The organism is Actinomycetota bacterium, assembly GCA_035536535.1.
Lineage (GTDB): Bacteria > Actinomycetota > JAICYB01 > JAICYB01 > JAICYB01 > DATLNZ01.
The window spans coordinates 1-11,850 of the sequence record DATLNZ010000091.1; the positions used below are offsets into that span (position 1 = coordinate 1).

Annotated in this window: 14 protein-coding genes; 4 read left to right on the top strand and 10 right to left on the bottom strand. The window is 69.2% G+C overall.

The genetic code is table 11. The features are described from left to right. Positions 1–587 (bottom strand): magnesium chelatase domain-containing protein (locus tag VNE62_06340; protein HVE91900.1); only part of this gene is annotated, 587 nt, incomplete at its 3' end. A gap of 119 nt (positions 588–706) precedes the next feature. On the opposite strand from VNE62_06340, the gene VNE62_06345 reads away from it, so the two are divergent. The 3 genes from VNE62_06345 to VNE62_06355 all read left to right on the top strand — a co-directional run bounded on the left by VNE62_06345 (position 707) and on the right by VNE62_06355 (position 2,860). Beyond that, complete coding sequence (locus tag VNE62_06345) at positions 707–1,207, top strand: hypothetical protein (protein HVE91901.1); 501 nt, start codon at positions 707–709, stop codon at positions 1,205–1,207. Between the two features lie 62 nt (positions 1,208–1,269). After that, positions 1,270–1,977, top strand: coding sequence for a hypothetical protein (locus tag VNE62_06350; GenBank protein ID HVE91902.1), 708 nt, complete (start codon positions 1,270–1,272; stop codon positions 1,975–1,977). A 76-nt stretch (positions 1,978–2,053) separates the two neighbouring features. Further along, positions 2,054–2,860 carry an isocitrate lyase/phosphoenolpyruvate mutase family protein gene (locus VNE62_06355; GenBank protein HVE91903.1) on the top strand — a complete coding sequence of 269 codons (807 nt, stop codon included), beginning with the start codon at positions 2,054–2,056 and terminating at the stop codon, positions 2,858–2,860. A gap of 43 nt (positions 2,861–2,903) precedes the next feature. On the opposite strand, the gene VNE62_06360 is transcribed toward VNE62_06355, so the two are convergent. The 3 genes from VNE62_06360 to VNE62_06370 all read right to left on the bottom strand — a co-directional run bounded on the left by VNE62_06360 (position 2,904) and on the right by VNE62_06370 (position 7,539). Next, positions 2,904–4,484, bottom strand: coding sequence for a CocE/NonD family hydrolase (locus VNE62_06360; GenBank protein ID HVE91904.1), 1,581 nt, complete (start codon positions 4,482–4,484; stop codon positions 2,904–2,906). A gap of 62 nt (positions 4,485–4,546) precedes the next feature. After that, positions 4,547–5,110, bottom strand: a complete 564-nt coding sequence (locus tag VNE62_06365; protein ID HVE91905.1) for a GNAT family protein — start codon at positions 5,108–5,110, stop codon at positions 4,547–4,549. Beyond that, on the bottom strand, positions 5,107–7,539 hold the full coding sequence (locus tag VNE62_06370; protein ID HVE91906.1) for an MMPL family transporter: 2,433 nt from the start codon (positions 7,537–7,539) through the stop codon (positions 5,107–5,109). The genes VNE62_06365 and VNE62_06370 overlap by 4 nt, the downstream gene beginning before the upstream one ends. A 79-nt stretch (positions 7,540–7,618) precedes the next feature. Between VNE62_06370 and VNE62_06375 the strand changes: the two genes are divergently transcribed. After that, positions 7,619–8,434 (top strand): L,D-transpeptidase, encoded by an 816-nt coding sequence (locus VNE62_06375; GenBank protein HVE91907.1) that lies wholly within the window; start codon positions 7,619–7,621, stop codon positions 8,432–8,434. A gap of 4 nt (positions 8,435–8,438) precedes the next feature. Here VNE62_06375 and VNE62_06380 read toward each other — a convergent pair whose 3' ends face one another. The 6 genes from VNE62_06380 to rplS form a co-directional block, all read right to left on the bottom strand. Beyond that, the gene (locus tag VNE62_06380; protein HVE91908.1) at positions 8,439–9,227 is read right to left on the bottom strand and encodes an enoyl-CoA hydratase/isomerase family protein; all 789 of its coding nucleotides are present in this window, start codon (positions 9,225–9,227) and stop codon (positions 8,439–8,441) included. Then, positions 9,228–9,587: a YraN family protein gene (locus VNE62_06385; GenBank protein ID HVE91909.1), complete on the bottom strand. Its 360-nt coding sequence runs from the start codon at positions 9,585–9,587 to the stop codon at positions 9,228–9,230. It lies immediately after the preceding gene. A 41-nt stretch (positions 9,588–9,628) separates the two neighbouring features. Then, positions 9,629–9,964: a DUF2469 domain-containing protein gene (locus tag VNE62_06390; protein ID HVE91910.1), complete on the bottom strand. Its 336-nt coding sequence runs from the start codon at positions 9,962–9,964 to the stop codon at positions 9,629–9,631. 89 nt (positions 9,965–10,053) lie between these two features. After that, entirely contained in the window at positions 10,054–10,743 is a 690-nt protein-coding gene (locus VNE62_06395; GenBank protein ID HVE91911.1) for a ribonuclease HII, read from the bottom strand. After that, positions 10,713–11,390 (bottom strand): signal peptidase I, encoded by a 678-nt coding sequence (gene lepB, locus VNE62_06400; GenBank protein ID HVE91912.1) that lies wholly within the window; start codon positions 11,388–11,390, stop codon positions 10,713–10,715. The genes VNE62_06395 and lepB overlap by 31 nt, the downstream gene beginning before the upstream one ends. Before the next feature lie 12 nt (positions 11,391–11,402). Next, positions 11,403–11,756 carry a 50S ribosomal protein L19 gene (rplS, locus tag VNE62_06405; GenBank protein HVE91913.1) on the bottom strand — a complete coding sequence of 118 codons (354 nt, stop codon included), beginning with the start codon at positions 11,754–11,756 and terminating at the stop codon, positions 11,403–11,405. Between the last annotated feature and the right edge of the window lie 94 nt (positions 11,757–11,850).

Consider the following 11,850-nt stretch of genomic DNA (forward strand, 5'->3'; position numbering starts at 1 on the left):
CGGATCTGCTCCAGGCACAACCCCCGGTGGACGGGGTCGTCCAGCATCCCGGCCGGGTCGGCCAAGACCGCATCGGGGCCGCGTCCGCGAATGACGTCCATCGCCTCCCGAAGCGATTCCACCGGCACCACCGGGAGCCCAGCCAGGGCCGCCTCCCCCGCATTCGCGGCCGGACAGACGACCTGCTTCATCCCGGCTCGTCTCGCGGCCTCCGCGGAGGCAAGGGCGCCGCGCACGGCATGCACCTTCCCGGACAGACCGAGCTCGCCGATGAACATCCGGCCCTCGAGACCCTGCTGCGGCGCGCGCTGCTGGGCGACCAGCAGGCACACCGCGAGCACTAGGTCCAGCGACGGCCCCTGCTTGCGGACGTCGGACGGGGCGAGGTTCACCGTGATGCGGCACATGGGAAACGGCTCGCCCGAGTGAAGGATCGCCGCACGCACTCTCTCCCGGGCCTCCTGGACCGATACGTCCGGGAGCCCTACGACCGTGAACGCCGGGAGCCCGTTGCCGAGGTCGCACTCGACCCTGACGACGGTTGCGTCGACACCGGTGAGCACGGCACCCGCGGACCACGAGAGCATGCGCGCCTCCCCGAATAGACCAAGCGGGAAGGCGAAGGAAGGAGCCGCATCATAGGGGCGGGTGCCGACATCGGACGGAGTTGCCCGCTCGTCCGATCGATTAGCGACCATGATGGTGGATGGCCGAGGAGATGGGCACCGCAGGGGTCGCTCAGGAGCCGGTGGAGGACGGTGCCTCACCCGGTCGGTCCAGGGCCGCGCGGTGGACGGCTGTCGCCGGCGTGGCCGTGGCAGCCGTTGCCGCTGTTGCCCTCGTAGGGCTGGAGAGCAAATCGCCCGACGGTGGTCAGCAACAGTACGGCGAGTCCCTGCCGGACCTGGCGCTGGAGAGGACCGGGGGCCTGCCCCAGCCCGACTGCCAGGACGGGGGGTTCGCAGAAGTCAGTGACTACCCGGCGGGCACCGCAGGCCTCCCGCTCGACCAGGCTCTCAGGCTCCGGTTCCGAGACCCCGCTTTCATCGACCGACTGGAGAAGTCGGCTTACGGCGTCCACGCAACGTTCATTTACAGGGACCGGGGCCGGATAGTGCTGGTGCTGGACGCGGAGGAGGTGGCGGCCGGGGGCTGGATATTGCCGCGGGTTTCCGGGTGCAACTTCATACAGCGGCAACTGAGGTAGTGGTCACGTGCGAATGCAGCGCAGCGTTAACTGCTTCGCCGCTGTGGGAGGCGATCGACCCCGTGGAGACGGAGGTCGCCTGCACGGGCGTCCCCCATCGAATCGCTATCGATCCCGATGGCGTGACGCATCAACACGCGGAACAGGACGACGTCCTGACTGCCTTCGGCGCCCCCGTCCCCCGATGCGTCGGCGTCGCGGGGCTTTGGCGGCAGCAGTGGCTCTTTGAGCACCTTCCGGTCGTGGCGCGTCCGGCGACAAGGCCCCGGGCCGAGTGGATCAACGAGATCCGCCGGCGGAGAATGCGATGCCAAGCCGAGGTGGACGGGCGCAAGGTCGATTGCACCGAGCATGGGATCGCTATGTCGTTCGCCGATCCTCCGGCGCACATCCGTTCGCTCCTCGGCGTGCAGGTGGCGATGCAGCGTCCGACCGACGACCTGACGCAGGCGGCCGCCGCGGCGGAGGCGATGAGAGCAACCTGCCCGGCGACCGATCTGGCCGTCGTCTCCTGCCACCGTCGCCTGCTGGCCCAGCACGTGTACGGGTGGTCGGACGGGACCCGCGGAGCGATGTTCGTATCGTTCTCGCCGCGCTGGGAGTCGGAGGTTCTCGACCCGGGACTGCAGGTGGTGGACGGCCACCTGATCATTGAACGCAAATTCAGAGAGGTCCTCGCAGTCCGGTGGACGCGCGTCGCGGGTGGTCTTTACCCGCGCCTGGCTCGTGCGGCCCTCGACCGCAGTTCGACCCGGCTGTACTGGCACTGAGGGCGGCCTTGTCGCTCGAGGCCTGATCGAGGCGGGACTAAAGTGACGGACTTTCGCATGTCGAGGGAGGTGTGGCATGAGCGTTCAGGAGGATCGGGTCGGCGAGTTCCACCGGCTGCACTCCTCGGGTTGCTTCGTGATCCCCAACCCCTGGGACGCCGGCAGCGCGCGGGCCCTGGAACGGATGGGCTTCAAGGCACTGGCCTCGACGAGCGCCGGGTTGGCGTGGACGCTGGGCGTCGCGGACAACCAGGTGACCCTCGACCAGTCCCTCGAGCATCTGCGTGTCCTGGCCGGCGCGGTGAACGTGCCGGTGAACGCCGACTTCGAGGGCGGTTACGCCGTGGACCCGCAGCAGGTCGCAGAGAACGTGAGACTGGCCGCTGACACCGGGATCGCCGGCCTCTCGATCGAAGACTCCTCGGGGGACGAGTCCCAGCCGCTCTTCGATTTCGGACTGGCCGTGGAGCGGATCGCAGCCGCCCGGCAAGCGATCGATGAAAGCGGCACCGGAATTGTCCTCACCGGACGATCCGAGGGGTTCGTCCGCGGGCGGCCCGACATAGACGAGACGATCCGAAGACTGCGCGCGTACGCCGAAGCAGGCGCCGACTGCCTTTATGCGCCGCGGATCACGACGGTGGAATACGTCGCGGCGGTCGTCTCCGCCGTGTCACCCAAGCCCGTGAACCTGTTGATCAACTCCCCTTTCACGACGGTGGCGGAGGCCGCGAGCCTTGGGGTTCGTCGGATCAGCGTCGGCGGCACTCTCGCGCGCACGGCGTGGGGCGGGTTCCTGCAGGCTGCGCAGGAGATCGCCGAACAGGGGACGTTCACCCGGTTCGACGGGTTGCCGAAGGTGGACGCACTGCTGGGCGAGTGACGGCGGCGCGGATCCCTCCGCCCCCGTCAGGCTGAGCAGACGGTCACTGCCCGCGAAGAGGGAGCTCGAGGAACGAGCCGTCGAGCAAAAGGGTGTTCGTTGACCTCTGCTCGTCCGGCGCGACCCAGGTCGTGCTCGACGAGGCAAGGAGCAACTCCAGCTTCTCACCGGCCTGGAGCCTGAAGTCGTTGTCTATGAGCTCGATCGGGAAGGATCGCTCCACGCCTGGGACCAGGTCCTGTCCCTGTTCCAGTGAGTCCGCGTAACGGGCATTCAGAAAGCCGCGCCCGACCACCCGCTGTCCCGCGCGAAGCGTGGCGACGAAGTGCGTGCTCGTGGCGTTGGTCCGGGCCCTCAGCCTCAACACCGGCCGCCCCTCGACCTCCACGCCGGCGGGCACCTCAACCGGGACGGACGTGAAGCGCAGTCCCGCGCCGAGCCCCCGGATCATCTCGGACTCCGTCAGCGCGCCGTCGTCTGTATAGGTGAACGCGTCACCGGCCAGCGGCACCCGCAGGACGCTTCCGGTGCCCCATGAGGACTGGACGCGGGGTCCCTGGGTCCCCTGCTGCACCCAGACGCCCGGTTCGTCCTCCACCCCGTTGGGGACGTCCATCAGCCACCGCGCAAACCACCGGTCCAGCAGCTGATTCCAGCCGGTGACGAGCGGCACGCTATGCCCCCATCCGCCGACAACGAGCCGCTTTGGCCCCCCGAGAGCCTGGTACCAGGCCGTGCCCTCCCAGGATTTGACGTTGGAGTCCAGCAGTCCATGCGCGACGAGCGCCGGGACCTTTATGTCCGGGGCGTGGCGGAGGTAGTCGCGCTCCTGCCAGAACTCGTCGTAATCCGGCTGCGTGCTGTAGCCCTTCAGCGTCTGCCGGACGCGGTCGCACGGGTTCCACCGGGCAGCGATGCGAGCCGGGTCGTCGGCTGCGCTCGGCGACGGAGGCGGGATGAATCCGTAGGCGAACATGAAGTCCGTGGGCGTGTCCGAGGGTGGATCGGCGTCTGCGGTCTCACCCGAGTACGTCACGCGCGCACCGCCGTGGTAGGCGTATCCCCACCATCGGCTGATGGCGGAGATGGGCACGATCGTGGACAGGTGCGGCGGCTGCTCGACCGCCGCGGCGTTGGCCGTAGTCCCGTCGTAGGAGCCCCCGATCATCCCGACGCGGCCGTTGGACCAGTCTCGGGTGCCGAACCACTCCACCAGGTCGTAGCCGTCCTCGCGCTCGGACTTCCCGCCGTAGCTCCAGCAGCCGCCGGAGTTGTACGTGCCCCGGACGTCGGCCAGGACGAAGGCGTAGCCCTTGGGCACGTACCGGCGCGCGACGCTGCCGGTAATGGACGGCAGAGTGCTCTCCTGGCGGTCGTTGGCGCGGTACAGCGCCCGGTAGGGGGTGAGCGTGAGGATGACGGGCACCTTCTGTCCCTCCGGGACGACCGGACGCCAGATGTCCGCGGACAGCTCCACGCCGTCGCGCATGGACACCAGCACGCGCTCGTACGTGTGCTCGTAGGGAGGCTCGGGGACGGCCGCGGCAGCCGGCGACGGGAGCAGGACCGACGCGACCAGGGCGAGCAACACGAGATGCGCGTGGCACCGGCGGGTGGGAGACATGCGGCTAACTTCGCCGCGACGCGGTACTCCTCCTGCGCGCAGGCCTGGACCCGGCCCCGACTTCACGTGGAGCGGGTCTTCACCCACACCATCTCCCGGCCGGAGTGCCCGGGGGCTTCGGGCTCCCGGTCCCGGACCCCTTGCAGGGTGAACCCGGCCTTGCGCGCCACCGCCGCGCTCGGCAGGTTGGCCTCGTCGCAGCGGATCTCCACCCGCGTAGCGCCCAGGTCGAAGGCAACCGAGGTGAGAGCGTCGGCGGCGGCGGTCGCGAGCCCCCGGCCCCCGTGGTCCACGTGCACCCAGTAGCCGATCTCGAGGGTGTCCGGTCCGCGTCTTGCGTGCAGCCCACAGGAGCCGACCACCTTGCTCGCGTCGTCGGGAGGAAACATCGCGTAGGCGAACTCGCGTCCGGCCTGGAACGACTCCTGGGCCCTCGCGACCAGGTCCGCGTACGTCCGCTCGTCCAGCGGCTTCTGGGCCCACGGCATCCACGGCTTGAGGTGCTCCCGGCTCTCAGCGACCGCAGCCACCATCGCCCCGACCTGGCTCGGGCTCCAGCGCCTGAGAACCACCTGGTCCGCGACGATCTCGTCCGGGGGAACCAGGAACCGGACCTGTCGGGTCACCGGGCCTCCCACGCCGAGGGACCGTCCGGCCGGCGGCGGACAGCGGTCCGGGTGGCAGCGGGCACCCGCCCGCGGCGAGGGTTTCTCCCGCGGGCCACCGTCACCGGCTCCCGGACCTCCCCCGGCTCCTCAACGGCCTCTTCGTCCGTCTCGTCGTAGGCGTCCGGAGCCTCGCCGGGGTCGGACTCGTCCACCAGGCTAGGCGGGCCGGCAACCTCGGCCCCCGCGTCAGGCTCCCCGGACTCTCTGATCCCGAACCTCGTGTGGAACCGTCGCAACGACTTCGGCAGCCACCAGTTCGCCTCCCCGGCCAGCCTCATGAACGCCGGGACGAGAGCCCCCCTGATGAGCGTCGCGTCCATGATCACGGCCATGGTCAGCCCCAGGCCGAACAGCTTGATGAACGACACCTTCGACGTGGCCGTGGCCAGGAACACGACCGCGATCAAGGCCGCCGCTGCGGTGACCAGGCGTCCGGTCCGCTCCAGGCCGACCGCGACCGCGAGCTGGTTGTCGTGCGTCCGGTCGTGCTCCTCCTTGATCCGCGACAGCAGGAACACCTCGTAGTCCATGGAGAGCCCGAACGCGATGCAGAACATCAGGATCGGGGTCGAGATCGCGATGTTGCCGATGGCGGTGAACCCGAGCAGGCCCGAAAGGTGGCCGTCCTGGAAGATCCAGACCATCGCGCCGAATGTCGCCGTGAGGCTGAGCAGGTTCAGCACGACCGCCTTCAGCGGCACGAGGAGGCTCCCGAACATCAAAAACAGCACCACGAACGTGACGACGCCGATGATCCCGGCGGCCAGCGGCATCCGGGAAAGCAACGTCTCTTTTGCGTCCACCAGCTGCGCCGACGGCCCCCCCACCACCACCTGGAACGGAGAGGGCACCGACCGGACCGCGCGGACGAGCCGCTCCCCCCGCTCCGACAGCGGCTCGACGGACGGCACCACCGCCAGCCAGGTGGACGCCTGCGCCGAGAACCTCTGTGCCAGCTGGGGCACGGCCGGAGCGACCTTGCGCCCGTCCACGTAGAACCCGGTGAAGGCGTCAACCCGCGAGACGCCGTCCACCTTCGACAGGGCGGTGGCGTAGGAGTCGATGGACGAAGACACGGCGCGGGGCGGTCCGGACTCGGCAGCCACCACGGCCACCGTCCCGGCCTCCTTGGACTCAAACCCCTTGCGGATCTCGTCGGACACGCGCCTGCTGGAGATCTCGGGTGGCAGGACACGGTCGTCCGGCAGGCCGAGCTCGATTCGCAGGAAAGGAGCCCCCAGGAACAGCAGCAGCGCGACGACCGCCAGACCGATCGGGATGGGCCGGCGCATGACGAACATCGCCACCCGGTGCCAGAACCCCTCTCCGACGGGCTTTGGCTCCCGGCGCAGGATCCGCAGGTTGTCGATCCGGGGGCCGAGCACCGCAAGAAGCGCCGGCAGGACGACCACCGCCCCCAAGCCCGTTAAGGCCAGGACGGCGATCCCCGCATAGGCGAAGGACCTCAAAAACGCCAGCGGAAACAAAAGCAGCACGGCCAGCGAGACGGCGACAGTCAGCGCGCTGAACGCCACGGTCCGTCCGGCGGTCTGGACGCTGCGAACGACCGCGTCGTGGGGGTGCATTCCGTTTCGCATCTCCTCGCGGAACCGCGACACGACGAACAGGGCGTAGTCGATAGCCAGTCCCAGTCCCATCGCGGTAGTCAGGTTGAGAGCGAAGATCGACACCTGAGTCACGGACGCCACGATGCGCAGGACGAGGAACGTCCCGATCACAGCCACGATCCCGACGGCCAGCGGCATGGACGCGGCAACCACGCTTCCGAACACCAGGACAAGGAGCACGAGCGTGACCGGGATGGCGATCGCCTCCGCCCTCGCCAGGTCCCTTTCGATCGTGGTCCCAATTTGGCGGAAGACCTCCGCGAACCCCGTCACTCCGACGGTGATGGCGTCCGTGCTGCGCGTGTACTTCTGCGACAGCACCTCGACGCGGTCGTCGATCTCGTCCTCGGTGCCCGTCATCCGCGCGAGCACCAGCGCCTGGCGGCCGTCCCGGCTGCGCAGCGGGGGGGCCGAGAAAAGTGACCAGTAGGACAGCGCCTGGTCGATGCCCCGCTCCGCCGAAAGCTCCTCGGTGAGCGCTGCCCCCTGGGCGGCTACGGCGGAGGAGTCCACGCTTCCCTGCCGGGCGGTGACGAGCAGCACGAGGTTCGGGTCGCCGGTCTTGAACCGGCTCTCCAGGATCCTCGCGGCCTCGCTGGACTCGGCCCCCGGGTCGTCAAAGCCTCCGGACGAAAGCCGCTCGGCGACGCCGGCTCCCAGTACCGCCGACACCACGATCGCTACGGCGGACGCGGCCAGCACGACCTTCCTGCGCCGGACCACCCACCGCCCCAGCCGCTCGAGCACGCGTACCCCCACGTCCCTCAGCCGACGGCGCTACCGTAGCCAACTCCGACGCCCCGCCGGTGCCCCGTCCGCAGGCCGGTACAATCTGCGCATGTCGCGCATCCTCGGCCTGCTGGCGGCCGTCGCCGCCCTGATCCCAGGCGCCGCCGCCGTCCACGTGGTCAACCAGACACCCCAGTCGGCGCTGGTCGTCCCGAACGTGCAGATCGCCACGGCCGGGGAGCCGATCCGGCTCACGCCCCAGGAACTGGGGGTCCGGCGGACGCCCGAAGGACTGCAGGTCGACGACAAAAAGCTGGACGCACGGCTGATCGAAGTCGCCAAGAGCTTCACCAGCGCCTCCCAGGCCAGCCGCTACGAGCTGACGAAGGACGGCGTCATCCTGCACACGGGCCAGCCGGGCGTAGAGCTGGACATGCCCGTGATGCGCCGCCAGCTCCTGGACGCCCTCGAGGGCTCGTCGGCGCGCCTGGAGCTGCCGGTGCGCGAGGTCCCGCCCGCTCCCCCGCCCAAGTTCGCGATCGTCGTGAAGCTGCGGGACTTCCGCCTGGAGCTGTACGAGGGGATCACGATGCGCCAGGCCTACCCCGTCGGGGTCGGCGAGCTGAAGTTCCCCACTCCGCCCGGCGCGTACTACATCCGCGAGAAAGCCAAGAACCCGACCTGGCGCAACCCCGGGTCCGGGTGGGCGCGGACGATGCCGGCGTTCATCCCGCCGGGCCCGAAGAACCCCCTCGGGACGAGGGCCATGCGCCTGGACCGCCAGGCCCTGGTCATCCACGGGACGCCGAACCCGGCCTCCGTGGGCCGCAGGTCCAGCCACGGGTGCATCCGAATGCGCAAGCCGGACGTCGAGAACCTGTTCGACCAGGTCCCCACGGGGACCCCGGTCTTCATCGTCCCTTAGCCGCTCAGCGGCCCTGGAATTTCGGCTCCCGTTTCTCCAGGAATGCCGTCACGCCCTCAACCACGTCCTGGGTGGACGAGCAGATGGCCTGGGCGTGCGCCTCGAGGTCGAGCGACTCCTCCAGCCCGGACTCCGACGCCCGGTTGAGGCCGTGCTTGGCCATCCGGACCGCCACCGGCGCGTTCGCGGCGATGCGGGAGGCCAGCTCCGCGGACTCCTTGAGCACCGCGGCCTTCGGGACCACCCGGTTGACCAGACCTATCCGTTCGGCCTCCTGGGCGGACACGGTGTCGCCGGTGAACGCGAGCTCCTTCGCCCTGTGCAGACCCACCCGGCGGGTCAGGGCCCAGGTCCCGCCCATATCAACGGTCAGCCCACGCCGCACGAAGAGCTCCGCGAACCGCGCATCGTCTGAGGCGACGACGATGTCGCAGATGAGGGCGAGGTTGCAGCCGCCTCCCGCGGCGATGCCCTCCACCGCGGCGATGGTCGGTTTCGGGAAGTCGGCGATCGCCCGGATGCATGCGTTCACGTCGCGCATGCGGTCGCGGAATGACGCCGGCGTGGGAACACCGCCCCCGCCCAGGGCACTGAGGTCGAGACCGGAGCAGAACGCGCCCCCGGCACCGGTGAGGATCACCACGCGACAGGAGTCGTCAGCGGACAGCTCGCGGAACACTGACTCGAGCTCCGCGAACATCTGCGGCGTGACGGCGTTGCGCCGCTCCGGACGGTTCATCGTCACGGTCGCGACGTAGCCATCGCGGTCCAGCAGCAGCGTCTCGTAGGCCATCTAGAACGCGTTCGGGATGTGCCGCAGTTCGCGGACGACCCCCGAGTTCACGAGCACCGAGATGACGTCAAAGCGCACCGTCCTCGCCCGCCGGTGCTCCCTGTGCAGGTACTCAGCCGCCAGGTGCCTGATCCGGCGGCACTTGGAGGGCGTCACCGCCTCCTCCGGCAGGCCGAACATCGCCGACGTCCGCGCCTTCACCTCGCAGAACACGAGGACTCCGTCGTGCTCGCAGACGATGTCGATCTCCCCGCTTCGAACGCGGTAGTTGCGGTGAAGGATCCTGTAGCCCTGGGCCTCCAGCGACTCACTGGCCGCCTGCTCCCCCAGCGTCCCGAGCACTCGCCTCGCGGTCGTCATGCGGGGGAGGCTAGAGGGGGGTGACGACAGGGCGGCGACGCTCAGCTCTCGGGCTGTCCGAACTCCCTGGCCAGGGCCTCCAGGGCCGAGGGGTCCTTTGTGAGCTCCTCGATGTTGACGTCCTTGAACGTCAGCACGCGGACGTTGGTCACGAACCGGGCCGGGCGGTACATGTCCCAGACCCAGGCGTCCGCCAGCACGAGCTCGAAGTACACCTGGCTGTCCACACCCCGGATCTCCAGGTGAGCTTCGTTGCACAGATAGAACCGCCGCTCCGTCTCGACCACGAACTTGAACATCTGGAGCACGTCGCGGTACTCCCGGTAGAGCTGGAGCTCCATCTCGGTCTCGTACTTCTCGAGGTCTTCGGCGGACATACGCGGGAGCTCCTCGGGCGCCGGGGCCTTTGGCCTCAGGCTATCACCGGCACTGGCCGAACCGGCCGCTCAGCGCGCGGGAGCGGCACTCAGAGGTCCTCGAACGAGGGCTGGTAGCTGGCCACTCCCTTGAACGACCTGCGGTGCACGGCGGATGGCCCCAGGGCCCTGATGGCCGTCCAGTGCTCGGCGGTGCCGTAGCCCTTGTGGCGTGAGAATCCGTACCCCGGGTACTGGGTGTCCAGGACGCGCATAAACGAGTCGCGCGACACCTTCGCCACCACCGAGGCCCCCGCAACCGCGGCGGACAGCGCGTCGGCCCGGGGTAGTCCGATGTGGGGGAACCCCTGATCGTCCAGGGCGAATCCGTCGCTGATCACGTAGTCGGGGGCCGGACGCAGGGCGCGGACGGCCCGGACCATGGCCGCCAGGTTGGACACGTGCAGCCCGTCGCCGTCGATGTCCTCGGCGTCCACGACGGTCCAGGACACCGCCACAGCCGCGGACAGCACCTCGGCGGCGCACCTCTCGCGCTGCAGGGCCGTGAGCATCTTGGAGTCGCAGACGCCTTTGGGAATGCGGTCCACGTCGAGCAGGACGGAAGCCGCCACCAGAGGACCCGCCAGGGCCCCCCGCCCGACCTCGTCCACCCCGGCGACCAGCCGGTAGCCCTGCCGCGCCAGGATCGACTCCAGGCGTCCCGCCGGGACGGGACCCGCCGCCTTGGCGCGGGTCCGGGAGCGTCCGGCTACAGTCCTCCGAACCGCTTTGGGGGCCACACGATCACGAATGCCTTCCCGACGACCTTGTCCCGGTGGATGGACCGGAACGTGCGGCTGTCCGAGGAGTTTGCCCGGTTGTCACCCAGGACCCAGTAGTGGTCCTTCGGGATCTTCACGGGGGTCCAGTCGGTCTCGTCCTTCTGTGGACCCTCGACCCCCTTTTTGGACTCGAAGTCGGTCTTACGGCCGTTGATGAAGACGTCGCCGTCGCGCATCTCGAACTCCTCTCCCGGCAGGGCGACGATGCGCTTGATGAAGTCCTTGGTGTTGTCGCCGGTGGGGATGCCGAACAGCTCCGCGAACCAGTCACGGGCCTTACGCGGGATGCTCTTGTTGCACTCGGGCGGCAGCGCGAGCCCCGGGATCTGCCTGCACTGCGGAGGGCTTGGGTCTTCAAAGACGACGATGTCCCCGCGCTCCGGCTTGTGGAACCGGTACGTCAGCTTGTTCACCAGGACCCGGTCGTGAATCGCCAGCGTGGGCTCCATCGATCCGGACGGGATAAAGAACGCCTGGATCAAAAACGCCTTGATGATCAGCGCGATCCCGAGCGCCAGCGCGATCAGGACCGGAAGCTCCTTGAAAAAGGAGATGATCCCGTGCCGCCGTCCGCCGGCGACGTTGTCCTCGACCGGCGTCGCCACTTCCCGCGCCACCTAGTCGCGCTTCTCTTTGATCCGAGCCGCGCGTCCGACCCTGCCGCGCAGGTAGTACAGCTTGCTGCGCCGGACGTCGCCCCGCGACACGAGCTCGATGGCCGCCAGGCTCGGCGAGTGCAGTGGGAACGTCCGCTCCACGCCCACACCGAAGGAGATCTTCCGGACCGTGAACGTCTCGCGGGTGCCACCGCCCCGGCGCCGGATGACCACGCCCTGGTAGGCCTGCACGCGCTCCTTGTTGCCCTCCGACACCCGGACCTGCACCTTCACGGTGTCGCCGGGGCCGAACTTCGGCAGGTCGGACCGCAGCTGCGGGAACTCGATGACCTCGGAGATGTTCACTTTGGGCATGACGACCGCCTGTCAGGGGTGGGGGACGCCAGATGATACCGCATGGCTTCGGGGGTGGCGCCGGGGCGGGCGGTGGGCCCGCCCCGGCGCGGGG

Excerpts from the sequence above, each read along its gene's own strand:
- rplS (HVE91913.1), bottom strand. The coding sequence starts at position 11,756 with ATGCCCAAAGTGAACATCTCCGAGGTCATCGAGTTCCCGCAGCTGCGG.
- VNE62_06385 (HVE91909.1), bottom strand. The coding sequence starts at position 9,587 with ATGACGACCGCGAGGCGAGTGCTCGGGACGCTGGGGGAGCAGGCGGCC.
- VNE62_06380 (HVE91908.1), bottom strand. The coding sequence starts at position 9,227 with ATGGCCTACGAGACGCTGCTGCTGGACCGCGATGGCTACGTCGCGACC.
- VNE62_06355 (HVE91903.1), top strand. The coding sequence starts at position 2,054 with ATGAGCGTTCAGGAGGATCGGGTCGGCGAGTTCCACCGGCTGCACTCC.
- VNE62_06390 (HVE91910.1), bottom strand. The coding sequence starts at position 9,964 with ATGTCCGCCGAAGACCTCGAGAAGTACGAGACCGAGATGGAGCTCCAG.
- VNE62_06375 (HVE91907.1), top strand. The coding sequence starts at position 7,619 with ATGTCGCGCATCCTCGGCCTGCTGGCGGCCGTCGCCGCCCTGATCCCA.
- VNE62_06345 (HVE91901.1), top strand. The coding sequence starts at position 707 with ATGGCCGAGGAGATGGGCACCGCAGGGGTCGCTCAGGAGCCGGTGGAG.
- VNE62_06360 (HVE91904.1), bottom strand. The coding sequence starts at position 4,484 with ATGTCTCCCACCCGCCGGTGCCACGCGCATCTCGTGTTGCTCGCCCTG.